This is a genomic window from Roseateles sp. SL47 (genome assembly GCF_026625885.1).
In the GTDB taxonomy this organism is placed as follows: Bacteria; Pseudomonadota; Gammaproteobacteria; order Burkholderiales; family Burkholderiaceae_C; genus Roseateles.
This window is the reverse complement of the sequence record NZ_CP113068.1, coordinates 3298346-3324377: the sequence shown is the minus strand read 5'-3', so window position 1 is coordinate 3324377 and position 26032 is coordinate 3298346. Positions and strand designations below refer to the sequence as shown.

General features: G+C 63.8%; 26 protein-coding genes and 1 tRNA gene. 13 read left to right on the top strand and 14 right to left on the bottom strand.

What is annotated here, in order from left to right; all coding sequences use genetic code 11:
* Positions 1–46: 46 nt before the first annotated feature.
* Positions 47–490 carry a hypothetical protein gene (locus OU995_RS14670; RefSeq protein WP_267830775.1) on the top strand — a complete coding sequence of 148 codons (444 nt, stop codon included), beginning with the start codon at positions 47–49 and terminating at the stop codon, positions 488–490.
* A gap of 245 nt (positions 491–735) precedes the next feature.
* Positions 736–984: a hypothetical protein gene (locus OU995_RS14665; RefSeq protein WP_267830774.1), complete on the top strand. Its 249-nt coding sequence runs from the start codon at positions 736–738 to the stop codon at positions 982–984.
* Here the strand turns inward: OU995_RS14665 and OU995_RS14660 are convergent.
* From OU995_RS14660 to cysS, 7 genes are all read right to left on the bottom strand, one after another.
* A complete protein-coding gene (locus OU995_RS14660; RefSeq protein WP_267830773.1) occupies positions 933–1565 on the bottom strand; it encodes an FMN-binding negative transcriptional regulator in 633 nt (210 codons plus the stop codon). The two genes, OU995_RS14665 and OU995_RS14660, sit on opposite strands and share 52 nt — an antisense overlap.
* Positions 1566–1811: 246 nt before the next feature.
* Positions 1812–1904: transfer RNA gene (locus tag OU995_RS14655), tRNA-Ser, on the bottom strand.
* 163 nt (positions 1905–2067) lie between these two features.
* Positions 2068–3339, bottom strand: a complete 1272-nt coding sequence (locus OU995_RS14650) for an aspartate kinase (RefSeq protein WP_267830772.1) — start codon at positions 3337–3339, stop codon at positions 2068–2070.
* Positions 3340–3443: 104 nt separating this feature from the next.
* Positions 3444–4955, bottom strand: a complete 1512-nt coding sequence (gene tilS, locus OU995_RS14645) for a tRNA lysidine(34) synthetase TilS (RefSeq protein WP_267830771.1) — start codon at positions 4953–4955, stop codon at positions 3444–3446.
* Positions 4956–5927, bottom strand: a complete 972-nt coding sequence (locus OU995_RS14640; RefSeq protein WP_267830770.1) for an acetyl-CoA carboxylase carboxyltransferase subunit alpha — start codon at positions 5925–5927, stop codon at positions 4956–4958.
* A 1-nt stretch (position 5928) separates the two neighbouring features.
* Complete coding sequence (locus OU995_RS14635) at positions 5929–6582, bottom strand: DNA-3-methyladenine glycosylase family protein (protein WP_267830769.1); 654 nt, start codon at positions 6580–6582, stop codon at positions 5929–5931.
* Positions 6582–7982, bottom strand: a complete 1401-nt coding sequence (cysS, locus tag OU995_RS14630; protein WP_267830768.1) for a cysteine--tRNA ligase — start codon at positions 7980–7982, stop codon at positions 6582–6584. The genes OU995_RS14635 and cysS overlap by 1 nt, the downstream gene beginning before the upstream one ends.
* A 246-nt stretch (positions 7983–8228) precedes the next feature.
* On the opposite strand from cysS, the gene OU995_RS14625 reads away from it, so the two are divergent.
* The 5 genes from OU995_RS14625 to OU995_RS14605 all read left to right on the top strand — a co-directional run bounded on the left by OU995_RS14625 (position 8229) and on the right by OU995_RS14605 (position 11562).
* Positions 8229–8759, top strand: coding sequence for a tetratricopeptide repeat protein (locus tag OU995_RS14625; protein WP_267830767.1), 531 nt, complete (start codon positions 8229–8231; stop codon positions 8757–8759).
* Positions 8760–8872: 113 nt separating this feature from the next.
* A complete protein-coding gene (locus OU995_RS14620) occupies positions 8873–9448 on the top strand; it encodes a peptidylprolyl isomerase (RefSeq protein WP_267830766.1) in 576 nt (191 codons plus the stop codon).
* Positions 9445–9948, top strand: coding sequence for a peptidylprolyl isomerase (locus OU995_RS14615; protein WP_267830765.1), 504 nt, complete (start codon positions 9445–9447; stop codon positions 9946–9948). The genes OU995_RS14620 and OU995_RS14615 overlap by 4 nt, the downstream gene beginning before the upstream one ends.
* The gene (locus OU995_RS14610) at positions 9945–10760 is read left to right on the top strand and encodes a UDP-2,3-diacylglucosamine diphosphatase (RefSeq protein ID WP_267830764.1); all 816 of its coding nucleotides are present in this window, start codon (positions 9945–9947) and stop codon (positions 10758–10760) included. The genes OU995_RS14615 and OU995_RS14610 overlap by 4 nt, the downstream gene beginning before the upstream one ends.
* A gap of 13 nt (positions 10761–10773) precedes the next feature.
* Complete coding sequence (locus OU995_RS14605) at positions 10774–11562, top strand: zinc-dependent peptidase (protein WP_267830763.1); 789 nt, start codon at positions 10774–10776, stop codon at positions 11560–11562.
* Positions 11563–11666: 104 nt separating this feature from the next.
* On the opposite strand, the gene clpA is transcribed toward OU995_RS14605, so the two are convergent.
* Positions 11667–13985 (bottom strand): ATP-dependent Clp protease ATP-binding subunit ClpA, encoded by a 2319-nt coding sequence (gene clpA / locus OU995_RS14600; RefSeq protein WP_267830762.1) that lies wholly within the window; start codon positions 13983–13985, stop codon positions 11667–11669.
* Positions 13982–14347 carry an ATP-dependent Clp protease adapter ClpS gene (clpS, locus tag OU995_RS14595; protein ID WP_267830761.1) on the bottom strand — a complete coding sequence of 122 codons (366 nt, stop codon included), beginning with the start codon at positions 14345–14347 and terminating at the stop codon, positions 13982–13984. Before clpS ends, clpA begins: the two co-directional genes overlap by 4 nt.
* Positions 14348–14594: 247 nt before the next feature.
* Between clpS and OU995_RS14590 the strand changes: the two genes are divergently transcribed.
* The 4 genes from OU995_RS14590 (at position 14595) to OU995_RS14575 (ending at position 18366) form a co-directional block, all read left to right on the top strand.
* Positions 14595–14867, top strand: a complete 273-nt coding sequence (locus OU995_RS14590) for a cold-shock protein (protein WP_267830760.1) — start codon at positions 14595–14597, stop codon at positions 14865–14867.
* 426 nt (positions 14868–15293) lie between these two features.
* A complete protein-coding gene (locus tag OU995_RS14585) occupies positions 15294–16397 on the top strand; it encodes a porin (protein ID WP_267830759.1) in 1104 nt (367 codons plus the stop codon).
* A 91-nt stretch (positions 16398–16488) separates the two neighbouring features.
* Positions 16489–16812, top strand: a complete 324-nt coding sequence (locus OU995_RS14580) for a hypothetical protein (RefSeq protein WP_324288542.1) — start codon at positions 16489–16491, stop codon at positions 16810–16812.
* A gap of 39 nt (positions 16813–16851) precedes the next feature.
* Positions 16852–18366: a methyl-accepting chemotaxis protein gene (locus OU995_RS14575; RefSeq protein ID WP_267830757.1), complete on the top strand. Its 1515-nt coding sequence runs from the start codon at positions 16852–16854 to the stop codon at positions 18364–18366.
* Positions 18367–18465: 99 nt separating this feature from the next.
* Here OU995_RS14575 and OU995_RS14570 read toward each other — a convergent pair whose 3' ends face one another.
* Positions 18466–20232 (bottom strand): glycoside hydrolase family 16 protein, encoded by a 1767-nt coding sequence (locus tag OU995_RS14570; protein ID WP_267830756.1) that lies wholly within the window; start codon positions 20230–20232, stop codon positions 18466–18468.
* 363 nt (positions 20233–20595) lie between these two features.
* On the opposite strand from OU995_RS14570, the gene OU995_RS14565 reads away from it, so the two are divergent.
* Positions 20596–21093 (top strand): DUF2809 domain-containing protein, encoded by a 498-nt coding sequence (locus tag OU995_RS14565; RefSeq protein WP_267830755.1) that lies wholly within the window; start codon positions 20596–20598, stop codon positions 21091–21093.
* A 25-nt stretch (positions 21094–21118) separates the two neighbouring features.
* On the opposite strand, the gene OU995_RS14560 is transcribed toward OU995_RS14565, so the two are convergent.
* Positions 21119–21505 carry a VOC family protein gene (locus tag OU995_RS14560; protein ID WP_267830754.1) on the bottom strand — a complete coding sequence of 129 codons (387 nt, stop codon included), beginning with the start codon at positions 21503–21505 and terminating at the stop codon, positions 21119–21121.
* Between the two features lie 337 nt (positions 21506–21842).
* Here OU995_RS14560 and OU995_RS14555 point away from each other — a divergent pair, with 337 nt between their 5' ends.
* Positions 21843–23315 carry a hypothetical protein gene (locus OU995_RS14555; RefSeq protein WP_267830753.1) on the top strand — a complete coding sequence of 491 codons (1473 nt, stop codon included), beginning with the start codon at positions 21843–21845 and terminating at the stop codon, positions 23313–23315.
* A 205-nt stretch (positions 23316–23520) separates the two neighbouring features.
* Here the strand turns inward: OU995_RS14555 and OU995_RS14550 are convergent, their stop codons facing one another.
* The 3 genes from OU995_RS14550 to OU995_RS14540 are packed head-to-tail and all read right to left on the bottom strand — an operon-like array spanning position 23521 to position 26030.
* Complete coding sequence (locus OU995_RS14550; protein ID WP_267830752.1) at positions 23521–24480, bottom strand: NAD-dependent epimerase/dehydratase family protein; 960 nt, start codon at positions 24478–24480, stop codon at positions 23521–23523.
* The gene (locus OU995_RS14545; RefSeq protein WP_267830751.1) at positions 24477–25463 is read right to left on the bottom strand and encodes a fumarylacetoacetate hydrolase family protein; all 987 of its coding nucleotides are present in this window, start codon (positions 25461–25463) and stop codon (positions 24477–24479) included. Before OU995_RS14545 ends, OU995_RS14550 begins: the two co-directional genes overlap by 4 nt.
* Positions 25464–26030: a cupin domain-containing protein gene (locus OU995_RS14540; protein WP_267830750.1), complete on the bottom strand. Its 567-nt coding sequence runs from the start codon at positions 26028–26030 to the stop codon at positions 25464–25466.
* Positions 26031–26032 lie beyond the last annotated feature (2 nt).

The window sequence follows — 26032 nt, the reverse complement described above, 5'->3', positions numbered from 1 at the left end:
CACCGTGCAGCGCCACCACCTACCGTTTTGGGCTTCCCTATCGACGTTGACATTGACGCTATGCGCGTGTGCCCTCATTCCCGCTGGCGATCATTCGGAAGAGCCGCCCGCAATATTTCATGAGCATGCGCCGATCAAGAATGTCTGCATTGTCAACAATCCCGAACAGCAATCCGGGGCTGTACTCGTAGCAATTCAGTCGGAGCTCAAAGAAAGCAACATCGAGTCCCGCGTTTACGAAATCTTCACCAACAATCCCGAATGTGAAGCCTGGCTGTTCTACATGGTCAACACCCAGTGGGCGGACTTTGCTGATCAAGGCTTTCACCCCTACGTTTCTTTCGTCTCCCTCACACTCCGCGAGCCATCTGGCCGCATCATTTCCACCGCCTTCTATTGGCCGGGAAAGGACGACGAGAAGGAGAGATGGCGCCCGACGCGAACCAAGCTCAAACCTGTCGTCAAAATGCTGCTCACCGGGAACAAGTGACTGCCTTTTGATTACAGCTCGCGCGGGGATTGGCCGGAGACGCGGGGGAGCGGGCGCGCGCGGGTGGCAGGCAATACAATCGCGCGCGTTGAATTGACGGCTCCAGAATGAAGGAGCGCCTGCAAGGCCTCCCGAGGTGTTTCGCCCGCCCCAGGCAAGGGGCAAAGATCCAGCTCTTTGGCGCTCCGGGGCACGTCACTGCGAACGCAACGAAATCAACGCGTTGAAGAAAAAGGATAGATGACGTGAGCGATGCAGCGACGGTGTCTGGCATTGCGCTGGACTGCGAAACACTTCAAGCGCTTCTGGATGGGCGTCACGGCGAACCGCTGCAGTTTGAAAAGTGCTCGTTCAAAGACGAAGACTTCGCCAGCCTCGACCTGACGGGCTCGGTGAAGGCATTTCTAGCGCCTGCGCGCCCTTTGCAGGTCTTCGACCCGCTCTACCGCTGCGCCAGCAGCGTCATCCAGCGCGCCAGCACCTGCTCTTCATAGCTGCCCTTGCGCTGATGCGCCAGGATGCGGCTGCGCTCCCCCTCGCTGCGGTTCTGGCTGAGCTTGACCTTCAGCACGCAGCGCTCCACGGGAATGCGAAAACCGATGATGCTACCCAGCAACTTGCCATCCCGGTCGGCCGGCAGGCCACTCCAGTCCCGCGCGTAGGCAGGCTCCTGGGTGGCAATCAGGCGCTTGAGCAGGGTGTCCTTCTCCAGCGGGTTGTCGATGATCTGCACCCGGCCATGGATTTGCACCGTCACGTAGTTCCAGGTGGGCACGGACTTGGAGACGTCGTAATGCCGGGGCGACACATACGCGCCGGGACCACTGAACTGCACCAGCACCTGGCCCGCCTTGCCGCTGACCAACGCATCGGTGTTCTGGTTCGAACGGGCCATATGCCCTTCTACCCACCATTGGTCCGGCTTGTTCTTCTCCGCGCCCCAGATCATGGGGACTGGCACTGCGCTGAGCCCATGCGTGGGGTCCTGCAGCATCAACGTGGCCAGAGGGTGTTGCTGGATCAGCAACCGGGCCATGGACAGATCGGGCAGTTCAGACGAATTCGGAGTGTGCATGCGCTGTGAATGTAGAGTACTTCACCCATGAACAGGGGGTTTGCAGGGACCGGACCGTATCTAGCAGCAACAGCAAACCGGTCACGATTCAGACTGCAAAACGGCCTGTGACAAACAGCACATCCAGCGCAATGCACGCGTTGCGATTGCGACATATGCAGACCGACCCAGCCCAGCCCTGCCCACTCCCGCCCCCAGAAGTGAGAAAGCCCCCGCAACTTGCGCTGCGGGGGCCTCACATTCAGTTGGCGGAGACGGAGGGATTCGAACCCTCGATGCAGGTTTTGCCCACATACTCCCTTAGCAGGGGAGCACCTTCGGCCACTCGGTCACGTCTCCATCCGAAGAAGCTGAAACTATAGCACGGGTTTTTGGCGCTCCAGAGAAGATTCCCAAGAATCTCTCTGAGAAATCGCAATCCGCCCAAGCATGTCAGCCCCCTTCATGCCGACATTCAAGCCGGGCTGGATCCCGAGCCTGACGCCAAGCGTTTTGCACAGTCTCAGACCGGCAGTTCCTGATCCAGATCAAAGGCGCGATGCAGCGCGCGGACGGCCAGCTCCATGTACTTCTCGTCGATGACGACTGAGGTCTTGATTTCGCTGGTGGTGATCATCTGGATGTTGATGCCCTCCTCCGACAGCGAGCGGAACATCTTCGATGCAATGCCCACATGCGAGCGCATGCCGATACCAACAATGGACACCTTGCAGATGCGGGTATCGCCAATCACCTTGGCCGCCTGCACCGCCGGGCCGACCGTCTTTTCCAGCAGCTCGATGGCACGCTGGTAGTCGTTGCGATGGACGGTGAAGGAGAAGTCGGTCTTGCCGTCCTGCGACACGTTCTGGATGATCACATCCACATCGATCTTGGCATCCGCCACCGGGCCCAGGATCTGGAACGCGATGCCCGGCTTGTCGGGCACGCCCAGCAGGGTGACCTTGGCTTCGTCACGGTTGAAGGCAATGCCCGAGACGACCGCTTGTTCCATTTTTTCGTCCTCTTCAAAGGTGATCAAGGTGCCGGACTTGGCTTCCTCGTTGATGTCGATGTCCCAGGGCGTGAAGCTGGACAGCACGCGCAGCGGCACCCGGTATTTGCCGGCGAATTCCACCGAACGGATCTGCAACACCTTGGAGCCCAGCGACGCCATCTCCAGCATCTCTTCAAAGCTGATGGTGTGCAGGCGACGTGCTTCGGGAACGATGCGCGGGTCGGTGGTGTAGACGCCGTCCACATCGGTGTAGATGAGGCATTCGTCCGCCTTCATCGCAGCGGCAATGGCCACGGCCGATGTGTCCGAGCCACCGCGGCCCAGCGTGGTGATGTTGTTGGCTTCGTCCACACCCTGGAAGCCGGTGATGACCACCACCTTGCCAGCGGCCAGATCGGCACGCACGCGGGTGTCGTCGATGCTTTCGATGCGGGCCTTGGTGTAGGAGCTGTCGGTGGCCACGGGCACCTGCCAGCCGGTGTAGCTGACCGCGTCCATGCCTTCCGCCTGCAGCGCAATGGCCAGCAGGCCCACGGACACCTGCTCGCCGGTGGAGGCAATCATGTCCAGCTCACGCATCAGCGCCGGTGTGCTGCTGGCGGGCGAGAGTTCCTTGGCCAGGCCCAGCAGGCGGTTGGTTTCGCCGCTCATGGCCGAGGGCACCACCACCATCTGATGGCCGGCACGGGCCCATTTGGCGACGCGCTTGGCCACATTGCGGATACGTTCGGGGCTCCCCATCGAGGTGCCGCCGTACTTGTGAACGATCAATGCCATGGGAGTGTCTTCAGACGCAGGGGAAGGCCGCGACTTACACCCAAGCAGGCACCGCGGCCGGAGCCACCGATTCTATAGGGGCCAGTTCAGCAAGCCATGCAGCATCAGCATGCATCCGGGTGCCATCGCAGGGCCAGCAGGCCCTGCGCCGCCGTCTCCAGCACCCTCGCGTCCAGGCCCAGGCCAGGCACAAACAGCAGCGCGCCATCGCCCCATAACAGCGGCCCTTCCCTCTGTGGCGCCGGGATTCCAGCCGTCTGCCAGCACTTCTTGAGGCTTCGCGGAATACCCCTTGCATGGGCCTGAAACTGGATGCCGCCTTCGCGTGGACGCAACTCGACCTTGATGAGCCGGGAAGCCGATACACCACGACTGACGCCTTCCAACATCGCTTCGGCCGGGAGCACCTCGATGGCGCCCCGCCATTGCGGGACGGGATGGCGGCCGGGCCGAGAGAGATCGAGGGTCAAGACAGGGGCGTCGGTCGGGCCGGTCGGGCCGGTCGTGTCGGCCATGTCGGTCACAGGGGTCACGTCGGTCACAAGCCCCTGGTCGGACGACGACGCGATGTCGGCGGCGGTCAACATGAACCCCGCCAAGGGCCTGTCGGGGGCCCTTCTTGCTCGCGCCACCGACAGTTCTCCACGATACAGCCGAACCTCCAGCCGCCCCCAGAGCCAACGCCCGACGTCAGCAGCCGGTACCTCATTCATCAGGCGCTCGATCAGGCTGGCCGGCGCCGCCTGTTCACCGCAGAGGCGCAACCAGGCCCGAAGCAGATTCGAGAGCCTCGCCGGGCTGAGCGCAGTCCACGCCGCAGTCCGCAACGCACGAGCAGGCGGCAGCGCTGGCGCCCACACCGCCAGATCCTGCGCCGCGATCTCCTGCTGCAACGCCAAGGCCTGCTGTGCCCATGCCGCTGACTGCGCCAACGCAGCTTCCGCCCCCGGCGCCGCCTCGGTCAGCACCGGCCACAGGGCATGCCGCAGCCGATTACGAGCAAATCGCAGGTCGGTGTTGCTGCTGTCCTCAATGTGCGACAAGCCATGCTGCCGCACATACGCCTCCACCGCCTCACGCGGCTGATCCAGCCACGGCCGCGCCCAGCACACGCCGTCGCGCCATTGCTGCTGCGGCATGGCCGCGAGCCCGGCCGCTCCGGCACCACGCAGCGCCTGCAGCAGAAAGGTTTCCGCCTGGTCGCGCCGATGATGGGCCAGCAGCAGCAAGTCGGTGCCCGCCCTGCGAGCCATCCGCTGCAGTGCCTGATGGCGGCCGGCGCGCGCCCAGGCCTCAATGCTTTCACCCGGACCAGGGCGGCCGTCCAGCCGCTCCCACATCAGGCGCACCGGCAAGCCCTCAGCGGCCCACTGCGCCACCTGGGCCTGCAGATGCGCCAGCCAGCCATCGGCCTGCGGATTCAAGCCGTGATGGACATGCAACGCCACCACCTGCAGGCCCAAGGATCGGGACGCGCAGACGGTGGCATGCAGCAAAGCGGTGGAATCACGCCCCCCGCTGCAGGCCACCGCCACCCCGGAGGGCCGATGGGCCGAGGGGGATGGCGATGCGTGGGGGAGCATGGAGAGGCCGGCGGAACCGCCGGCCAGCGTCAATCAGTGACTCTTGGTGTCGCTGAAGCGGCCATAGGCCTGCAGGCGCTCGTAACGGCGCTCCAGCAGGTCCTTGGTCTTGAGGTCGGACACCTGGCGCAGGGCGTCGCCCAGAGCGCGCTTCAGGCTGGACGCCATCTGCTTGGGGTCGCGGTGAGCACCACCGACCGGCTCGCTGACGATCTTGTCCACCAGGCCCATCGCCTTCAGGCGGTGCGCGGTGATGCCCAGGGCCTCGGCGGCCTCGGGGGCACGCGCAGCGGTCTTCCAGAGGATGGACGCGCAGCCTTCGGGCGAGATCACCGAATAAGCGGAGAACTGCAGCATCAGCACCTGATCGGCCACGCCGATGGCCAGGGCGCCGCCGGAGCCGCCTTCACCGATGACGGTGGCAATGATGGGCACTTCCAGCTGGGCCATCTCGAAGATGTTCCGGCCGATGGCTTCCGACTGGCCCCGTTCTTCCGCACCAATACCGGGGTAGGCCCCCATGGTGTCGATGAAGGTGAACACGGGCAGGCCGAATTTCTCAGCCAGCTTCAGCAGGCGCAGTGCCTTGCGATAGCCCTCGGGGCGTGGCATGCCGAAGTTGCGCAGCGTGCGCTCCTTGGCGTCCGCACCGCGCTGATGGCCGATGATCATGCAGGGTTGGCCGTTGAAGCGGGCCAAACCACCCACGATGGCGGCGTCATCCGCAAAATGCCGGTCACCGTGCAGTTCCTGGAACTCGGTGAAGACGTCGCGGCAGTAGTCCAGCGTCTGGGGGCGCTGCGGATGCCGGGCCACCTGGTACACCTGCCACGGTAGCACGTTGGCGTAGATGTCCTTGGTGAGCTGGTGGCTCTTTTTGCTCAGGCGGTCGATCTCTTCGGAGATGTCCACCGCCGACTCACTCTGCACGTAGCGGAGTTCGTCAATCTTGGTTTCTAGCTCGGCAATGGGTTGCTCGAACTCGAGAAAGTGTCGTTTGCTCATATCAGTAATCCACCGGAAGCGGATCCAGGCTACGCCAAATGTACCATGTGGCCACAGACCGATAGGGGGCCCACCCTTCGCCCAGCTCCCGCGCCTCGGCCCGGGACACCGGCTCGTCGCTGAAGTAGTGCTGGCTGATCCCCTTGAGCAGCCCCAGGTCGTCCAGGGGCAGCACGTTCGGCCGCATCAAATGGAAGATGAGGAACATTTCAGCCGTCCAACGGGCAATGCCGCGGATGGCGACCAGCTCGTCAATGATGGCTTCGTCGTCCATCTGCGCCCATTGGCGCGGATGAACCTGCCCCGATTCAAAATGCTGGGCGAGGTCGCTGAGGTATTCCACCTTGCGGGCGGACAGGCCCACCGCCTTGAGCTGGTCCTTGTCCAGGGCCAGCACCTCCACCGGTTTGATCCGGTTGGACGGGCCACTCATCAGCCCGGCGAACTTGTCCCAGACCGATTGCGCGGCCTTGACCGAAATCTGCTGCCCCACGATGGAGCGGGCCAGCGTCGTGAACGCATCCCCCCGGCTCTGCAGCCGGGCTTCGCCAAATTGCGGGATGAGCTTCTTCATCACCCGGTCGCGTTTGACCAGATGACGGCAGGCTTCGTCCCAATAGTCCGGGGTCACCCCGGCGGTCGCCACACGCCCCATCAGGCCTTCACCCCAGCCTTTGCGCCAGTACGGACCCAGGTCGTGCCGGCTGCGGAATCCTTCAATTCAATACCTTGTTCGGCAAGCGAAATGCGAATGCGGTCCGCCTCCGCAAAGTTGCGAGCCGCCTTGGCAGCGGCGCGGGCGGCAATCTGGGCTTCAATGAAGCCCTCATCCAGCCCCTCCCCCGCCTGCAGGTAGGCCTTGGGCGCCTGTTGCAGCACGCCCAGCACACCGCCCAGCGCCTTCAGCAGGCCAGCATCGGCGCCGGAGCGGCTGCGATTGACCTGGTTGGCCAGCTCAAACAGCACGGCCAGCGCCCCCGGGGTGTTGAAGTCGTCGTCCATGGCCCGCTTGAACTCGGCAGCCGGGCCGCAGGTCCAGTCGATGCTCACGTCGTCCGCCGGCACCGCCTCCAGGGCGGTGTACAGCCGACGCAGCGCCGTCCGTGCGTCGTCCAGGCTGGCGTCACTGAAATTGAACGGGCTGCGGTAGTGGGTGCGCAGCATGAAGAAGCGGATGGCTTCCCCATCAAACTTCTTCAGCACGTCGGCAATGGTGAAGAAGTTGCCCAGGCTCTTGGACATCTTCTCGTTGTCGACATTGAGGAAGCCGTTGTGCATCCACACGTTCACGAAGGGATGGCCGAAGGCGCCTTCGCTCTGGGCAATTTCGTTTTCGTGGTGGGGGAATTGCAGGTCCATGCCACCACCGTGGATGTCGAACCGCTCCCCCAGCAGCGCGCAGCTCATGGCCGAGCACTCGATGTGCCAGCCCGGACGGCCTTCACCCCACGGGCTGGCCCACTTGGCTTCCAACGGCTCTTCGGCCTTGGCGGACTTCCACAGCACAAAGTCCAGCGGGTCCTGCTTGCCGCCGTCCACGGCCACGCGCTCACCGGCACGCAACTGATCCAGCGACTTGCCGCTCAACTTGCCATAACCCGGGAACTTGCGGACCGCATAGTTCACATCCCCGCCCTCGGCCTGATAGGCCAGGCCGTTGCGCTCCAGGCGGCCGATGATGTCCAACATCTGCGGGACATAGTCCGTCGCCCGCGGTTCATGCGTGGGCTTGGCAATGCCGATGGCGTCGAAGTCCCGGTGCATGGCGGCGATCATGTCGTCGGTCAGCTGGCGGATGGTGATGCCCCGCTCCAGCGCGCGACGGATGATCTTGTCATCGATGTCGGTGATATTTCTGACGTAGGTGGGGTTGTAGCCGCTGGCCTTGAGCCACCGATAGACCACGTCGAACGCAATGTTCATCCGCGCATGGCCCATGTGGCACAGGTCATAGACGGTGATGCCGCACACATACATGCGGACGTGGCCCGGGTCGATCGGTTGAAACGGTTCTGGCTGACGAGTCAGCGTATTGAAGATGCGCAAGGAGGACATGAATGGGGCCACTGGTGCGTTCGCCGCGCCAGGCGGAAATGCGTGATGCTGGAGCCGCAGCCAACGTCAGGGATGACGGTCAAGTGCGACGGTAGGGCACGGCAAGGGCATTGGTCGGGCGAGAGATGGCCGCTCGCTCTAGAATGACCGGCAGTATAGCGGCCCGCTGGTTCGGGAGCTTCGGGCAGACCCTCGAAGGTCCCGCTCCAACCCCGTGCCACGGCCTTGACCACCCCCCATCCGCCCATGCCCAAGTTCCACGTCCTGCTCCACAGCTGCTGCATCGCCCTGGCCGTGCTCACCTCCACCGCCGTGCATGCCGCAGCGCTGGAAGGCGCCCAGGCCCTGTGGGCCTCCGGCAAGCGTGACCAGGCCATCAAGGCCGCCGAGGACGCGCTTAAAAGCAGCCCGGACGACCCCCGCCTGCGCTTCGTCCTTGGAACGATGCTGCTGGAACAGCGCCAATTGGAGCGCGCCCGCGTCATCTTCACCGCCCTGACCGAGGATTACCCCGATCTGGCGGACCCCTACAACAATCTGGCCGTGATCCATGCGGCGCGCGGGGAATATGAACCCGCCCGGCAGCAGCTGATGCGAGCACTCGAGCTGCAGCCGGACCATGCCCAAGCCCAGGAAAATTTGGGCGATGTGCTGCTGCGTCTGGCCCAGCAGGCCTACGAGCGCGCGCTCAAGCAGCCGCTGGGGGATGATTCCGCTTTGCGGCTGAAGCTGCAGCGGGTGTCCGACCTCAACAACGGCAAACGCCCGTCGTCCTGATCTGTCCGCCTGCCCCGGTCTGGAAGTTCACGGCCGCGCAGGTGTCCTCCGGCCGCGCCTGGCTCCCACCAGACGGCGCGGCGCCCTTCCACCTTCCGCAACAAGCATCGATCATGAGGACCACCAAACTGCTGATGGCGCTGGGCGCCACCGCGCTGAGCCTGGCGGCGTCACTGGCCCAGGCGCAGGTCGTGAAGCTCACCACCACGCTGGGCGACATTCGCATCCAGCTGGAGCCGGAAAAAGCGCCCAAGAGCGTGGCCAACTTCATCAACTATGTGAAGTCAGGCCATTACAACGGCGTCATCTTCCACCGCGTGATTGATGGATTCATGGTGCAAACCGGCGGCTATACGCCGCAGCTGCAGCAGAAGCCCACCAAGGCACCGATCCCTCTGGAGGCCGGTAACGGCCTGCTCAACATCCGCGGTAGCGTGGCCATGGCCCGCACCAACGATCCGAACTCGGCAACGTCGCAGTTCTTCATCAATGTGGTGGACAACCCGGGCCTGGACCCAGGGTATGCCCCGGACGGTCGCGGTTATGCCGTGTTTGGCTATGTGATCGAGGGCATGGAGGTGGTGGACAAGATCCGCGCCACCCCCACGGCCCCGCGCAACGCCCTGTTCCAGAACCTGCCCACCACCCCTATCCTCATCAAACAAGCCACCGTGGAGAACAAGTCATGAGCAAGAAAGTCGAACTGCAAACCAATCACGGCGTGATCACGATTGAACTGGATGACGACAAGGCCCCGGCCTCCGTCGCGAACTTCATCGCCTACGTCAACAAGGGCCACTATGACGGCACCATCTTCCACCGCGTCATCAAGGGCTTCATGGTCCAGGGCGGCGGTTTTGAAGCCGGCATGAAGCAAAAGCCCACCGATGCCCCCATCCAGAACGAAGCCAACAACGGCCTGAAGAACAACAAGTACACGCTGGCCATGGCCCGCACCAATGCACCGCATTCGGCCAGCGCTCAGTTCTTCATCAACACGGTGGACAACGAGTTCCTGAACTTCAAGAGCGAAAGCCCGTCGGGCTGGGGCTATGCGGTCTTCGGCAAGGTCATCGGCGGCACCGAGGTGGTGGACAAGATCGAGAAGGTCAAGACCAGCCGCTCCGGTTTCCATGATGACGTGCCGGTGGACGCCGTGGTCATCGAGAAAGCGATCGTGCTCGAGTGAACGCTGCATCCTTCCCGCTGCCTGGTCCTCTGGCGACCCTGCGCGCCGACCCGGGCTGGCGGCGGGTGGATGTGCTGTCCGATCTGCACCTCTCGCCCGCCCTGCCGCGTACGGTGGAGCGGCTGCGTGAGCATCTCGCGGCCACCCCGGCGGACGCGGTCTTCCTGCTGGGCGATATCTTCGAAGCCTGGATTGGTGACGACGTCCGCTGGCTGCCCGACAGTTTTGAGCAGCAGTGCATGAGCCTGTTGCGGGATGCATCCCGCCGCACCCGGCTGTTTTTCATGCACGGCAACCGGGACTTCCTGCTGGGCCCGGCCATGGCGTATGACGCCGGCCTGCAATTGCTGGACGACCCGACACGGCTGGAGGCCTTCGGCCGCCGTTGGCTGCTGAGCCATGGCGACCTGCTCTGCATCGATGACGTAGGGTATCAGCGGGCGCGTTCGATCGTGCGCCGGCCGCTGGTCAAAGCGCTGCTGCTGGCACTGCCGCTGGCAGCACGTCGCGCACTGGCCCGCCATCTGCGTGAGCGCAGCAAAGCCCACCAGATGGACCCGTCGTTGTGGGCCGATGTGCAAGCCCAGGCCTGCCGCGACTGGCTGAAGGCTGCGGGCTGCGACAGCCTCATCCACGGCCACACCCATCGACCTGGCGAGCATGACCTGGGCAACGGGTTGCGACGCGTGGTGCTCTCCGACTGGGATTTCGACCATGGCCAGCGCGGAGACGTGCTGATCCTGGACGCCACGGGGCTGCGTCGCGACGCGCCGATGCGCACCGAGGCCGTGCGGGACCGCCATCGCCATTGAGGCCTGCGCGCGTATGTGGAGCACCCTGCTGCAGCGCTGGCACCAGCACCGTGAGCAACGCCTGCTGGCGCAACATGCCATTCCTGACGCACTCTGGGCGCTGACGCTGGCGCGTTATCCGTTTCTGGGGCGCCGGTCGACGCAGGACCTGACGGAACTGCGCCGCCTCTCATCCCTCTTCCTCGCCTCCAAGGAGTTCCACGGCGCCAACGGATTCCAGGTCACGGACGAAGTGGCCGTCGCCGTGGCGGCGCAAGCCTGCCTGCCGGTGCTGAAACTAGGGCTGGCCTGGTATGACGGCTTTGTTGGCATCGTCATGCATGAAGGCGAAGTGGTGGCGCCGCGCGAGGTCATGGATGAAGACGGCGTGGTCCACGCCTACGACGAAACGCTGGCCGGTGAAGCCATGGAAGGCGGGCCGCTGATGCTGGCCTGGAGCGAGGTGGCGCCGGAAGCCCTGGACCGGCTGGAAGGGTTCGATCCGGCCTATAACGTCGTGATCCACGAGTTTGCGCATGTGATCGACATGCGGGACGGCTGGGCCAACGGCGCACCTGCGTTGGACTCCCCGCAAGCCCGGGCCCGCTGGGCGGCCACGCTGGAGGCGGAGTGGCAATGGTTCTGTGAACAGGTGGATGCCGGGCACACCACCGTCATTGACCCTTACGGCGCCGAAGCGCCGGAAGAATTCTTTGCCGTGGCGGTGGAGGCGTTTTTTGTGGCGCCGGTCGAACTGCGCCATGAGCAGCCGCAGCTCTACCGCGTGCTGGCAGCGTTTTTCAGGCAGGACCCGGCGGAGTAGACGGGCACCTTCCCGCAGGCCTGGCGCTCCACGGCTCAACCAGAACAAAGGCCCGCCGAAGCGGGCCTTTGCCGTGGGGGCGGGCAGCAAGAGCCCGCAGGTCATCAATCGGCCGTGGCCGGTTCCGCCTTCGGCTTGTTGTCCTTCTTCAGCGGGGTGATGTCCAGTTGGACCTCGCCCTTGTCGTCCACGTCCACGCTCAGGCGTCCACCGTCGACCAGCTTGCCAAACAGCAGCTCGTCGGCCAGTGCACGACGGATCGTGTCCTGGATGAGGCGCTGCATCGGCCGCGCGCCCATCTGCGGATCGAAGCCCTTGGACGCCAGATGTTTGCGCAGCGCATCGCTGAAGGTGACTTCCACCTTCTTCTCCTGCAGCTGGCTTTCCAGTTGCAGCAGAAACTTGTCCACCACCCGCAGGATGATGTCTTCGTCCAGGGAGCGGAAGTGCACGATGGCATCCAGGCGGTTGCGGAACTCCGGCGTGAACAGGCGCTTGATGTCGCCCATTTCGTCGCCCTGCTCGCGCTTGGTCGTGAAGCCGATGGTGGCCTTCTGCAGCGCTTCCGCTCCCGCATTGGTGGTCATGATGATGATCACGTTGCGGAAGTCGGCCTTGCGGCCGTTGTTGTCGGTCAGCGTGCCGTGGTCCATCACCTGCAGCAGCACGTTGAAGACATCCGGATGCGCCTTCTCGATTTCGTCGAGCAGCAGCACCGCATGCGGCTTCTTGGTGACCGCCTCGGTCAGCAGACCGCCCTGGTCAAAGCCCACGTAGCCCGGAGGCGCGCCGATCAGACGGCTCACCGCATGGCGTTCCATGTACTCGGACATGTCAAAACGGATCAGCTCGATGCCCAGGATATAGGCCAGCTGCTTGGCCACCTCGGTCTTGCCCACACCGGTCGGGCCGGTGAAGAGGAAGGAGCCGATCGGCTTGTCCGGCTTGCCCAGGCCCGAGCGGGCCATCTTGATGGCGGCCGCCAGGGCGTCGATGGATGGGTCCTGACCGAACACCACGCTCTTGAGATCGCGGTCCAGGCTCTTGAGCTTGCCACGGTCATCCGACGACACCGAGGCCGGCGGAATACGGGCAATCTTGGCCACGATGTCTTCCACTTCAGCGCGGGTGATCGTCTTCTTCTGCTTGCTCTTGGGCAGCACACGCTGGGCGGCACCGGCCTCGTCAATGACGTCGATGGCCTTGTCCGGCAGATGACGGTCGTTGATGTACTTCGCCGACAGTTCCGCCGCCGCCTGCAGGGCGCCCAGCGCGTACTTCACGCTGTGGTGCTCTTCAAAGCGGGACTTCAGACCCTTGAGGATCTCCACCGTCTGCTCCACCGACGGCTCCACCACGTCGATCTTCTGGAAACGACGCGACAGGGCCGCGTCCTTTTCGAAGATGCCGCGATATTCGCTGAAGGTGGTGGCGCCGATGCACTTGAGCTGGCCGGACGACAGCGCCGGCTTCAGCAGGTTGCTGGCGTCCAGGGTGCCGCCGGAAGCCGCACCGGCACCGATCAGGGTGTGGATCTCGTCGATGAACAGAATGGCGCCCGGCTGGTCCTTGAGCTGTTTGATCACTGCCTTGAGGCGTTGCTCGAAGTCACCCCGGTACTTGGTGCCCGCCAGCAGGGCGCCCATGTCCAGCGAATAGACCACGGCTTCGGCCAGCACGTCCGGCACCTGGCCTTCGGTGATGCGCCAGGCCAGGCCTTCGGCGATGGCGGTCTTGCCCACGCCGGCTTCACCCACCAGCAGCGGGTTGTTCTTGCGGCGGCGGCACAGCACCTGCACCACACGTTCCACTTCCAGCTCACGACCGATCAGCGGGTCGATCTTGCCGTCGCGGGCCTGCTGGTTGAGGTTCTGGGTGAACTGCTCCAGGGGCGAACCCTTGCCCCCGCCGCTCTGGGCGTCGCCCTCTTCGCGCTCGGATTCGCTGCCGGACCCTTCCGGGCCCTTGGGGGGCTCGGGCGGCTCGCTCTTCTTGATGCCATGGGCGATGTAGTTGACGACATCCAGGCGAGTGACCCCTTGCTGGTGCAGGTAGTAGACCGCGTGGGAGTCCTTCTCACCGAAGATGGCCACCAGGACATTGGCGCCGGTGACTTCCTTCTTGCCGTTGCCGGTGGATTGCACATGCATGATGGCGCGTTGGATCACGCGCTGGAAACCCAGCGTGGGCTGGGTATCCACCTCATCGGTGCCGCCCACCGTGGGCGTGTTTTCCTTGATGAACTGCGCCAGGGACTTGCGCAGGTCTTCAATATTGGCTGCGCAGGCGCGCAGCACTTCGGCCGCGGACGGGTTGTCGAGCAACGCCATCAGCAGGTGCTCCACGGTAATGAACTCGTGGCGCTGCTGGCGCGCTTCAACAAACGCCATGTGCAGGCTGACTTCAAGCTCTTGCGCAATCATGCGGCCTCCATAATGCACTGCAGGGGATGACCGGCTCGCCGGGCGGCGGCCAGGACCATTTCGACCTTGGTGGCCGCGACATCCTTGGTGAAAACACCGCAGACGCCACGACCTTCGTGATGGATCTTCAACATGATCTGGGTGGCCGTGTCCAGATCGTGGCGGAAATACTCCTGCAAGACCATCACTACGAATTCCATCGGCGTGAAGTCATCGTTGAGCATCAGCACCTGATACAGGCGCGGAGGCTCCGTCTTCTGAGCAACACGCTCCAGCGTCGTAGACGCGCCGCCGTCCTCTTCATGGCCCGGTGGCGTGCCCGGCGGTCCCGCTGGCGTGGAGTTGTGGGCAAACAAAGGCATGAGCCGATTCTATAAACAGCGGGACTTCCCTACATGTGGACGGGTTCCCGGGTTTCAAGCAATCGAGAAATTGATCAGCTTCGGGGCAGGTTTCAGATGAGCCGTCGGAAGATCGGATCCTCGGGAAAAGCCCTAGTTTGGCATCTTCAGCGGTGCCGACCCCGGGGAGTTCCTGAATTGACACTGCCTTGACGCGGATTTGAGAATCCGCTCGGGTGCGACAAGACACCGGGACGGAGAGAAAAAAATGGCTACAGGCACGGTAAAGTGGTTCAACGATGCCAAAGGGTTTGGCTTCATTGAGCCGGATCAAGGCGGGGGCGATGTTTTTGCGCACTTCTCAGCCATCCAGATGGAAGGTTTCCGCACGCTCAAGCAGGGCGGCAAGGTGAGTTACGAGCTGGTACATGGTCCGAAGGGCCAGATGGCTCAGAACATTCGCCCGTTGGAGTCCGACCTGGTGGATGTGGGCCTGCTGGCCGAATCCGTCATGGCGGCACAGCCAGCGGCGACAGCCTGAGCGGTTTTCACCGCTTTTTTGCACACCACTTCCGCCAATCGCACAAGCTTCTGAGGGGGAGCTTCTTGCTGCGATGCAAAGCCCGCCACCGGCGGGCTTTTTCGTGTCCAGCACACAGGCGGGATGCAGCTCCGCTCGGCATCAACGCACCTGGGTGGACACCTGCGCAAGGATGGACCCAGAGCGCTCTCTGGCAGATGTCCTACCCGCGCGCGATTACCGCGAGTTTCGGAATGGGGGGCGTGCAGGATTTCACTCCCCAGCGAGGTGCAACGTTTAACGTGCCCCGCCTGCAACATCGACACAACGTCGTACGTGCGGATTTCGCATCCCTGATTTCATGTAGGTAATCGTCTGACAGCGGTTTTGAAACTGTTCCGTAACCTTCAGTCACCGAATCCCCGACAACCTGAAGTTAGGAACTGTATGAAGCGCATGACTCTTCGGCCTTTGATCGCCGCCGCTGCCGTCGCCGCCCTGGCGCAACCCGCCCTGGCGGAAACTGCCATCGGGCAGTACCTCACCTTCAGTGCCTTCGGCACGCTGGGGGCGGTGCGCTCCAGTACCGATGTAGCGGACTATGTCCGTGAACGACAGGCCAAGGGCGCCACCAAGACCCCAAGTCTGCTGGTGGACTCCAACCTGGGCCTGCAACTGACCGCCAAGGCGAACGACTGGCTCTCCGCCACGGTGCAATCGCTCACTGCCGAGCGCGACTCCGACGAATTGACCACGCGCTTCGATTGGGCTTATGTCAAGGTCACTCCGGTGGAGAACCTGAGTGCCCGCGCAGGCAAGTTGCTAGTCTCCAACTTCCTGGTGTCGGATTCCCGCCGCATCGGGTATGCCAACACGGCGCTGCGCCCCTCCAATGAGGTTTATGGCCTGGACCTGCTCAACAACAGCATGACAGGCGGCGATCTCAGCTACGCCTGGCATGTGGGCGGTGGCACGCTCACCGCCGGTGCATCCTACGGCAAATCCACCTTGGGTGTGTTCGACGTCAAGAAGATCCGCAACCTCAACGTGGTCTGGGATGGTGACTGGTACACCCTTCGCGTAGGTCAGACCAAAGCCGACCCACAGGTCCAAGCCGTGCTCGGCCCGGGCGTGCATGAGGTCTACACCTTCAATGGCTACGGTTTCACGGTAGACCGCTCGAACGTCTTGCTGCAGGGGGAATATGTCCAGCGCCGCTCCAGCGCCGCAGCCACCCTGATTGCCGCCAATGCCTGGTATTTGCAAGCCGGTTATCGCATGGGCAAATGGGTGCCCTACGCCTCTTACGGTGAACGAAAGGCGGCCAAGAGCAGTGTGGTGAACCCGCAAAACACCCTTGCCCTGGGGGCCCGTTGGGACGCCTTCAAGTCGGCCGCTCTGAAGTTCCAGCTTGAACGCATCGACACCAAGGGCACCGGCGGCGCCAGCTTTGTGACCTCGGGCGGCTCAGGCGGCTCGGCTTTGAGCTCGGCGCCCAACATCGCCAAGAACGTGACCACCCTCAGCGTGGCTGTGGATTTTGTCTATTGATCACGAGGCAAGCAACATGAGCCGTCATATCACTCTGACTCTCGCTTCCCTCCTGCTGGCTAGCCAAGCGGCCTTTGCAGAGATTGTGGTTGTGGGACATCCCAACGCTGCTCCGCTCACCAAGGAGCAAGTGGCTGAAATCTACCTCGGCAAGAGCCAGGCTGCGCAGCCGATCGACCTTCCGGAAGCCTCGCCGATCCGAGCCAGCTTCTATGAGAAGGCCACCGGCAAGGATGCCGCACAGATCAAGGCCACCTGGGCCCGCCTGGCCTTCTCCGGCAAGGCACAGCCGCCCAAGGAGGCGGCAGACGCTGCAGCGGTCAAGAAGGAAGTCGCCAACAACCCCAAGGCCGTGGGCTACATCGACAAAAGCGCCGCAGACGCCAGCGTCAAAGTCCTGCTGACCCTTCCCTGAACAATCGCTGGGTCGCTGACAAACCTGAAGGGGTGAAGAATGAAACTAAGGCAACGCATCTGGATGCTGCCTGTCCTTGCGGCGGTGGTGTTCCTGATTGGCATCGCCATCACCTATGCGGTGGGGGCTCGCACCTCTGCCGCACTTGAAGGCCTTCAAAACACCGCCTACCCCGCCAAGGAGTCGATCAACCGTCTGTCCCAGGCGGTTGAAGACTTCCGCGCGGCTGTGCAGGCGGCGGCGACCGAAGGCGATGCCGACAAGCTGAAAGAGGCCCAAGCACAAGCCACACGGGCGGAGAAGGAACTGGCTGAGCTCACCCGCCTCCCCTTTGAATCGGACCGAGTGGCCAAGCTCAAGCAGGTCCTGGCCAATTACCTTCCGGCAGCCCTGCAGGCAGCCAATGCCATGGCGGGTAAAGGCGAGGCAGGCGACAGCATGCAGCGCATGACCCAGAACAAGGGGTTGTGGGACGGTCAAATCGCCGAGCTGCGCAAGGTGGCCCAGGCCGCCGTTGAGCAGGCGCAAGCCGAAGCCGCAGCGGGGGTGCGACGCGGCCAGATGGTCGTGATTGGCCTGGGCGTGGTCATCCTGGCCTGCCTGGGGCTGGGCGCGCACATGATCGTGAGCTCGGTCTGGCGAGACCTGGGCGACGAGCCGGACGCGCTGCGGCGCATCGCCGACAGCATTGCGGCCGGGGATCTGAGCATCAACACGCGTCAAGCGAATGACGGCAAGTCCTTGCAGGCGGCCCTGTTGCGCATGGCGGTGAAACTGCGCGGCACCGTTCGCGGCATTCGTACTGCGGCCGAGTCGGTGGCACAGGCGTCGGCCGAGATCGCGGCAGGCAGCCAGGATCTGAGTGATCGCACCGAGCGGATGTCCGCCAACCTGGAACAGACCGCGCATTCGATGACAGAAATGTCCACGACGGTGCGTCAGACCGCTGCGAGCGCTCAGCAGGCCACCGACCTGGCCCGCCAGGCGAGCGAGTCTGCGCAGCGCGGCGAGTCGATCGTCACCGGGGTGGTGTCCAACATGAACGGCATCACCCAGGCGTCGGGTCGGATCGAGGAGATCATCGGCGTCATCGACGGCATCGCGTTCCAGACCAACATCCTGGCGCTGAATGCGGCAGTGGAAGCCGCACGTGCCGGCGAACAAGGGCGTGGGTTTGCGGTGGTGGCGGGCGAAGTCCGCTCACTGGCACAACGCAGCGCGCAGGCCGCGCGTGAAATCAAACAGCTGATCTCCGTCTCCAGCGAGAAGGTGGCCGAAGGCGACCGCCGCGTACGCGAGGCCGGCCAAGCCATGCAGGACATCCTGTCGAGCGTGCGGCATGTCGCCAGCATCATCGGCGAGATCTCCGCCTCGGCATCGGATCAGGCCGGCGGCATCGACAAGGTGAGCCGGTCCGTCTCGGAGCTGGACACCGTCACCCAGCAGAATGCGGCTCTGGTGGAGCAATCAGCGGCTGCGGCCGTCGGCTTGCGGCAAGCCGCGCTGGAGCAGTCCGCCACGGTGGAGGCCTTCAACCTCGGCCAGGAAGCCTGACCCGCTCGGTCTTCTCAACGGCACATTCCAAGTCAAACGCCCGGCATGCCGGGCGTTTGTGTTTGGGTCAGCGACAGGCGGCACCGCCGGTGTGCTGGCTCACTTCAGCGTATAGCTCTGCAGGGCCGTGTCATAGGCGGCATTGCGGCTAGGGTCCCAGTAGGTGAAGCTGTAGCGCACCACGTCGCCGGTCTTCAAGCCACTCACCGTGTAGGCATTCCCACTCCCCTCCTTCTGCATCCGCACATTCAACTGGCCACCGCCGTTGACGGTGTAGTGAACGTCGGCCCAGGTACCGGTGGGTTCGGAGAACTTGACCGAGGTGGACGTGGGCTGTGAGATGCCGGCCGGCGTGGGTTGGGTGGGCGGGTCCTGCGAGGTGGTGCCGGAATCCCACACCACATCATCGATGGCGAACTGGAAGGTGGACGTGGGAAAGCGGTTGGCGTCGCTGGAGATCATGAAGATGTCCGCGATGGATTGCAGCGCCACCTTCGTGCCGATCAGCGTGGACACCGGGATGGTGGCCGTGGCCCAATCCCCATTGCGCACCAGACCGTAGGTGGTGGTGTTGGGCGGGAAGTTCACCCACGACTGGTTGGTGTAGGTGTCGCCAATGCCGATGTTGAAGGACACATCCGCCGGGATCTTGATACGGAACTTCACCGTGCCATTGCGGAAGTTGGTGAGGTCCCGAATCTGGCGAGACTGGACGCTGCCGCCAAACCACTGGCCCGGCGCGTTGTAGCTCCAGGCCATCACGTTGCTGCCCTCAAACGGCGCGATGTTGCCGGCGCCGGAGGAGGCGCTGTTCCACAGGAAGATGTCGGACGAAGTGCCGGCCACCAGCTTGTTGTTCACCGTGGTGGTGTCGGTGAACACACCGAACTTGCCGACCTCCGGCACCACCTGGCTGCCCAGCTTCACCTCGCCCTTGCCGTCCAGCTCGTAGACGCGGATGTAGTCCACATACATCGTGGCAGGCAGTGCTGCGGTGACCTGCGAAGGCGTGGCAGCATCGGTGAAATTGCCCCCCACGGCCAGGTTCAGCAGCAGATAGAACGGGGCTTGCAGTGATGTGGAGTTCACCGGCAGCGGCGCGTTGTACATGTCATGTTCACCGTCGTTGTCGATGACGGTGAAGCGCATCTGGCTGTCGGTCCAGTAGAGGCGGTATTTGACAAAGCGGTTGGCCAGCGTGGCCTGCGGCTTGTACCAGTTTTTGGTCTGCCAGGCGGTGGACGCGGCGCATGACTCATTGCCGGGGACGCAGGCCGCCTGACTCCAGGTGATGACGTTGGCGCCGACGTAATAGTCGGGGGACGACGCACCGGCGGCGGACCACGCCGAGGCGCGATGGCCCTGCTCCATGATGTCGATCTCGCCATTGCGCGGCCAGGTCTGCGGGCTGGTGCCCAGCATCCATGCGGCCGGCCACAGGCCGGTGGTGACGGACGGCGAGGCCATCCGGATCTCAACCATCCCGTACTGGATCTGCACCTTGCCGTAGGTGTCCACCTTGCCGGAGGTGAACTGGTTGCTCCCCACCGTCTGCCGCTGCGCACGAATGGCCAGCGCCCGGGTGCCGGGCTCAAACGGAACGTCTGCAATGGAGAGGTTGTTGGGGCTGTAGTACTCCAGCTCCGCATTGCCGTAGCCGCAGAGGTTGATCTGGCAGCCGTTGCCGTCGTAGGTTCTCCACACGCCGGTGTTCAAGGCACTGCCATTGAACTCTTCCGACCACAGCAGGCGGCCGATGGTCGGATTGGTGACGCTGGCCGAGGCCTGGGCGCTGGCGGCAACCAGCAGGCCGAAGGCGACCGTGCGCAGCATCCCCGGCACTTCAAAGCGGTTCTGATGTCCCATTGATGTCTCCAAGAGGTGTTGATGGGCGGGAGGGCACCGATCGGGGCAGCCGGCGAGCGTTCTGCGACACGCGTCCGGCTGCGGCATTCTCCAGCGGCTGCCATCCTAGACAAGAATGAGAAATTGTGAAAGCGCTTTCATATGAGAGGCGTGTTTGTTTGAAACGGGGTGAATCAGCGCTGCGAGGCAGGCGGGATGGGGCTGGACCGGCGTGCCGTGGTGGGCGCAGCGAGGCCTGGCGGCGGCCCCGGCTACAGCAGTCGGCAGGGATGTAAGCGGGGAAAGACCTGGTGAGAACCTTAGCCCACGGGCACTCCTGGGGACTTCACAGTGAGCTCACCGTGCGGGACTACGCTGCGCCGAATGAACAACACCATTCCTGCCCTTGAGCCGGCGTCTGCGGCTGACTCCCCCCCTCCCCGCAAGCGCCGCTTGCCGACAACAGCCAGGTCGTCCTGGCGATTCAGCGCCGCCTACGCTGCAGCGGCCCTGCTGATCTTCCTGGCCGAGGTGGCCATTGCCACGATAGGCCGGGACATGGCCTGGCTGCGTTGGTATGTGGGCGACGTCATTGTGGTGGCCTGGGTGCACTGCCTCATCGCCACTGTGCGCAGTGCCCCTCCCCGACGGATTGCAGGCCTTTCACTCGCGGTGGCGTGCCTGGTGGAGGTGTCCCAGTACGTGCGTGGAGAAATGGGTTGGGAGATCACCCAGCCGGTGCTGCGCATCATCGTGGGCAGCACGGCCGATTGGATGGATGTCGCTGCGTATGCGGTGGGGGCCACGTTGGTGCCGCTGGTGGTTGCGATGAAGGCGCAACGACTCGCCCATTCAACCGTCGGAAAGATCCCGCGAGCGTGAACATTCCGGGGCGCATCGCCTCACTTCAGCGCCCCTCTGGCGGCTCCCAAAGCTCCACCTTGTTGCCTTCAGGATCGATGACCCATCCGAACTTCCCGAATTCGGATTCATCGGTCTCGTTCAGCACCTGGCAGCCTTCAGCCCGGAGCGCTTGCAGCAGCGCCTTCAGGTCGTGCACGCGGTAGTTGATCATGAACGGGGCACGGGCGGGGCCAAAGCCTTCGCCATCGGCCGCGCCGATGGACCACGCGCTTGCACCGGCCACTGGCTGACCCTGCTCATCCGTCCATGGGAACGAGGCGCCGCCCCAGGACTGCACATCGATGCCGAGATGGCGCTGATACCAGGCGCGCAGGACGTCGGGGTCCTTCGCGTTGAAGAAGATGCCGCCGATGCCGGTCACTCGTTTCATGCGGGCGCTCCTGGGGAATGCTCGCCTGGAGCCTAACGCAAAGTCCCTGGACAGAGCTGGAAACCTTGAGCCGGCCACAGGACCCGCAATCCCGTCCCCAGATCATTTTCATTGCGGATGACGTCAGCACGGTGCCCGCGTACCGTGTTGTCCGGGTTGGTGAATCCTGCCATGAGAGCAGCCGCCACCCGCCAAGGGAGGATCTGTGTCGCACATGCATCGGGTCCCGCTGGCGCTTGACCAGAAGACACGCATTGCACGCAGGTGCTCACGGGATCGGGCCCTCCCCGCATTGAAGTCCATCTTCAACCTCATCCATCACAGGAAGGGCAGCACCATGACACTCACCCCCGCGCTCCATGCCGGCGTGCGCATCGGCACACTGGCGTGCGCCGCACTCGCTTTTTCCAGCGTCAGCATGGCCACCCCCGTGCCCTTGCCGGATCCGGGCATCAAGGGCTACAAGTTCCCGGAGGCCAAGGACACCCTGATGGGCTGGATCAACAAGGATCAGGCCGCCCCCATCAACCTCCATGGTTGGGGGCTCTGGACATCGCTCACGATGCCCAGCGGGCAGTCCGAGTTCGGCATGCCCAATGTGCCGGTCTACCTCACCTGGCTCAGCCCCGCCGAGATCGCGGATCTGCCGCCGATCACACCTGGGGCGGCCATCGAAACCACGGCAACCCCACCCAAGCGCTTGTTCAAGCTCGAACGGCCACGACAGTTCTCGCATGGAAGCGCCTCGGTCCCGACGGCGCCGGAAGCGGCGTCGAACGCGAGGGAGCCGGCGAGTGCGGTAAAGCGGGACGCCAGCATCTTTGTCACGGTGGGTTATGACCCGGCCGCGCAAGCCTGGGCGCAACAGAACCAGTTGTTCTCGGTGAAGTCACTGCAGGCGATCTACAACGCGGGCACGGGCGACATCCGCTCCATTCCCAGCTTTCCCGCCCGGTCAGTGACCACCAAGCCGACCTACAAGGTCATCACCAAAGCCAAGCTCAATGGCAGCATCTACACCATGCCCGCCTGGCCTGGCACCCCCCAGACCGTCACGCCCAAGATCACCCAACGGGGATTCCCTGAGCCGGATTGGCCGGGATGCGTCTATGTGGATGTCAAGAAAACCGGCAGCACCACGGCCAGCGCCATAGACGCCGATTGCAAGACCGGCCCCACGCCGACCAACACCTACGGCCTGGGTGACTTCGTGAGCTTTCCCGTCACGGCCGACAACATCAGCAGCTTCGACAAGCTGCTGGGGAACAGTTCACTGGAGGTCGGCGATGTGGTGCTGCTCATGGCCATGCACGTCACCTCGCGCGAGATTGACGAGTGGACCTGGCAAACCTACTTCTGGACGCCGAACCCCGCCAACCCGCCCCTGCCGAGCAGCAGCGCCATCGCCAAGGCCCGCCCGCCGCAGCTCAAGGGTGCTGCAGCGCACTACGCCATGTCGATCGGCTACCAGATGGTGACGCCCAATCAGCCTGCGGTCGGCGGCAAAAGCGTGGGTTATCCGGTGACGGCCTTCAACCCATACCTGGAGTCGGGATTCAACGCCAGAACCTTTGGTGAGCCTCCCGTCAATCCCGGCATCCTGGCGCCGGGCACCCAGCGGCTTTACATGGCCACCGTCGGCATTCAGAGCAACTGCATGACCTGCCACGGCGCTGCCACCTTTTCGCCGACCAATCCAAAAGCCAGCCTGCCGTACCTGACGGACTTCTACCTCTCGCGGACGGACCCGGCCTTCAAGGGCTACCTGCAGCTCGACTTCCTGTGGTCCATTCAGGGCAATGCGAAATAGGCAGCGACGGCTGTTCCGAGTGTCGGCGGTGACAGGATGCCACCGCCGACAGACACGCAGGGCGTCCGGGCCCTGGGCAAGGCGCACACCGCAGTGATGACTGGAGGCATCGCGAGGATGTGCAACGCAGCCTTGGGGTCAAAGACGCGATGTCATGTGCATGTCGTTGCGGGATCACAGGCCGCAGGCGCTTCGATGCCACCATTCAGCCTTGCAGGACCGCGTCGATCAGTGCCAACAGAGATCCATCGCTGCAAAAACCCGCCGCGTCTGCATGCGGCGTCTGCAGCGGCGGATAGCTGCCAAACAATTGCTGCACCAGGGGGTCGGGACGGTAGCGAACCCATTGCATCGGATCTCGATCAAATCGCTGGCCCAATGCGGCCACCAACTCGCCCATCGACAGGTGCAGCGCAGGCATTTGATAAACGCTGCGTGCCAGCAGGCACTGCGGAGGCAAGGTGGCGGCATGCAGGAGATTCCTGGCGCAAGCCCGGCCGGAAATCCACCACGCCGTGGCCGCTTCAGACACGGGTAGCTGAATCGGCTGTCCATCCCGCAGGGCCCAAAAGATGTCGCTCATAAAAGCAGACATCAAGCCCGACGACGGGCCGGGCCGGGCCACCACACCGGGAAGACGCAGCGCGCATCCGGCGATCCGCCCACGCCGCGTCTCATCAGCCAGCACCGTCTCACAGGCCAGTTTGTGCGCGCCGTAGCTCAACTTCGGCGCCGGGACCGTACTCGCCTCTTCAATGAGGGCCGGCAAGTGGTCGCCATACACCGCAATCGAACTGGCCATGACCAGACGCACTGGATCCACATCCCGCCCGAGCGCCTCGATCAGTTGGAGCGTGGCCATCAGGTTGACGGAACGCCCCAGTGCCCGATTCCGCTCGGCCGCGCCGCCCGGTACGCTGGCCAGATGGAACACAACGTCCGGGCCCCAGCGGACGAGGTCCTCCAGCACCTGCGGATCTGCAAGGCTGCCGCCGAAGAGATGAAGGCGGGAGTCTCGCCCGCCCTCCTCCGCCCACACCGACACATCGAGGTCAAACAAGGCCAATGAGCCCACCGGTTGCCCGTCCAGCCCATTCGCCAGCAACTGCCGGCACAGCGTCTGTCCGATGAAGCCGCTCGCTCCGGTGATGGCCACCCGGGTCATGGCCGCGCCTGCCGAACGTATTGGTTCACCCGGCCAAAGGGCGCGTCCGTGCCGTCATCAAAGACCGCCTGCATGCTGACGTGGTCCCCGAACTGCATGAAGCCGGTGGAGGCCGCACCGGTCTCGAGAATCTCAATCACCCTGCGCTCGGCGATGCAGGCAGAGCCGCGTTGACTTGATTCGTTGGAGACCGTGCCGGAGCCGATGATGGTGCCTGCCGTCAATCGCCGGGTGCGAGCGGCATGGGCAATCAATTGGCCGAACCCGAAGTTCATCTCGCTCCCGTGCGCTTGTCCAAAATGGACACCGTTCCAGGTGACCCGCAAACCGAGGTGAACCCGACCGTCACACCACGCCGTCCCCAATTCGTCGGGTGTCACTGCCACCGGAGCGAAGCTCGTGGAGGGCTTGGCCTGGAGGAATCCAAAGCCGCTGCGCATCTCTCGCGGCCCCAGCGCCCGCAAACTCCAGTCGTTGATCTGGACAATGAGGCGCACCGCCGCCAGGCAGGCCTGCGGCAACGCCCCCATGGGCACCTCGCCAACGATCACGCCAAATTCCCCCTCGAAATCAATGCCGTCTTGAACGGAGGGCAGAAGCACATCGTCGCAGGGCCCGAGGAAGTCGTCACTGGCACCTTGGTACATCACCGGAATCGTGTCGAAATCAGGAATGGGCGGCGTATTGAATGCCCGCTCCATCAATCGCCCGTGATTGAGGAATGCCGAGGCGTCGCACCACTGGGGGCTGCGCGGCAACGGCGCGGCGCACTGCTCCGGCACCAGCGGCTGGATGCCCTCGGCGGTGCCCGCCTGGAGCCTTTGATCCAGTTGCCGAAGCTGCGGCAGCAGCTCGTCCCATCGTTCCATCAAATGGATCAGGCTCGGTGCCATCGGGCCCGCACTGACACAGGTGGTGAGATCCCGGGACACCAGCACCAGGCGGCCATCCTTGAACCCATTCTTCAATGTGGCAAAGCGCATTCAGCTCTCCTTGAGGCCAGCGGAGAACACACCGTCCACCAGCACAAACAGCATTCGACACGGCCGGTCCGAACGATTCGCCCAGGCATGGTTGGTGCCCCGTTGCACCACCACACTGCCCGGCTTCAGCGAGACTTCCCCCACATCCAGTACCAGTGTCATTTCTCCTTCGATCACCACGCCGTAATCCACCGACTCGGTGCGGTGCATCAACGGATGCGGGGACTCCGCATTGACCGTGGAAGCGTGGGTATCACCGATCTCACCAAAGGCGTCCTTCATGCGGCCCGCGCCGTTGGACAGGAAATCCTCGGTGTCCGGAGGAATATCCACAAATCGAATGCGGGTGCCGTTTTTGGGGGGCGGCAGCACCAGCGGACCAAGCGTCGGGTCCGGCCCGTTGTGGATCGGTGCCGGGCTGGCTGCGGTGCTCCACACCTCATGGAACACCGTGCCTGGAATGGCCGCCAGTTCGCGGACCGTGGGTAGCGGCCCGTGGGAGGACACCCTGGAACGTCCAGCGTCATCATGGCCGGTGACCACGCGATGAATGGGGGGCAAGCTCATCA

Coding starts and splice junctions, on each gene's coding strand:
- OU995_RS14660 (WP_267830773.1), bottom strand. CDS start 1,565: ATGCACACTCCGAATTCGTCTGAACTGCCCGATCTGTCCATGGCCCGG.
- OU995_RS14650 (WP_267830772.1), bottom strand. CDS start 3,339: ATGGCATTGATCGTTCACAAGTACGGCGGCACCTCGATGGGGAGCCCC.
- OU995_RS14640 (WP_267830770.1), bottom strand. CDS start 5,927: ATGAGCAAACGACACTTTCTCGAGTTCGAGCAACCCATTGCCGAGCTA.
- OU995_RS14635 (WP_267830769.1), bottom strand. CDS start 6,582: ATGGGGCGTGTGGCGACCGCCGGGGTGACCCCGGACTATTGGGACGAA.
- cysS (WP_267830768.1), bottom strand. CDS start 7,982: ATGTCCTCCTTGCGCATCTTCAATACGCTGACTCGTCAGCCAGAACCG.
- OU995_RS14625 (WP_267830767.1), top strand. CDS start 8,229: ATGCCCAAGTTCCACGTCCTGCTCCACAGCTGCTGCATCGCCCTGGCC.
- OU995_RS14620 (WP_267830766.1), top strand. CDS start 8,873: ATGAGGACCACCAAACTGCTGATGGCGCTGGGCGCCACCGCGCTGAGC.
- OU995_RS14615 (WP_267830765.1), top strand. CDS start 9,445: ATGAGCAAGAAAGTCGAACTGCAAACCAATCACGGCGTGATCACGATT.
- OU995_RS14605 (WP_267830763.1), top strand. CDS start 10,774: ATGTGGAGCACCCTGCTGCAGCGCTGGCACCAGCACCGTGAGCAACGC.
- clpA (WP_267830762.1), bottom strand. CDS start 13,985: ATGATTGCGCAAGAGCTTGAAGTCAGCCTGCACATGGCGTTTGTTGAA.
- clpS (WP_267830761.1), bottom strand. CDS start 14,347: ATGCCTTTGTTTGCCCACAACTCCACGCCAGCGGGACCGCCGGGCACG.
- OU995_RS14590 (WP_267830760.1), top strand. CDS start 14,595: ATGGCTACAGGCACGGTAAAGTGGTTCAACGATGCCAAAGGGTTTGGC.
- OU995_RS14585 (WP_267830759.1), top strand. CDS start 15,294: ATGAAGCGCATGACTCTTCGGCCTTTGATCGCCGCCGCTGCCGTCGCC.
- OU995_RS14575 (WP_267830757.1), top strand. CDS start 16,852: ATGAAACTAAGGCAACGCATCTGGATGCTGCCTGTCCTTGCGGCGGTG.
- OU995_RS14570 (WP_267830756.1), bottom strand. CDS start 20,232: ATGGGACATCAGAACCGCTTTGAAGTGCCGGGGATGCTGCGCACGGTC.
- OU995_RS14565 (WP_267830755.1), top strand. CDS start 20,596: ATGAACAACACCATTCCTGCCCTTGAGCCGGCGTCTGCGGCTGACTCC.
- OU995_RS14560 (WP_267830754.1), bottom strand. CDS start 21,505: ATGAAACGAGTGACCGGCATCGGCGGCATCTTCTTCAACGCGAAGGAC.
- OU995_RS14555 (WP_267830753.1), top strand. CDS start 21,843: ATGACACTCACCCCCGCGCTCCATGCCGGCGTGCGCATCGGCACACTG.
- OU995_RS14550 (WP_267830752.1), bottom strand. CDS start 24,480: ATGACCCGGGTGGCCATCACCGGAGCGAGCGGCTTCATCGGACAGACG.
- OU995_RS14545 (WP_267830751.1), bottom strand. CDS start 25,463: ATGCGCTTTGCCACATTGAAGAATGGGTTCAAGGATGGCCGCCTGGTG.
- OU995_RS14540 (WP_267830750.1), bottom strand. CDS start 26,030: ATGAGCTTGCCCCCCATTCATCGCGTGGTCACCGGCCATGATGACGCT.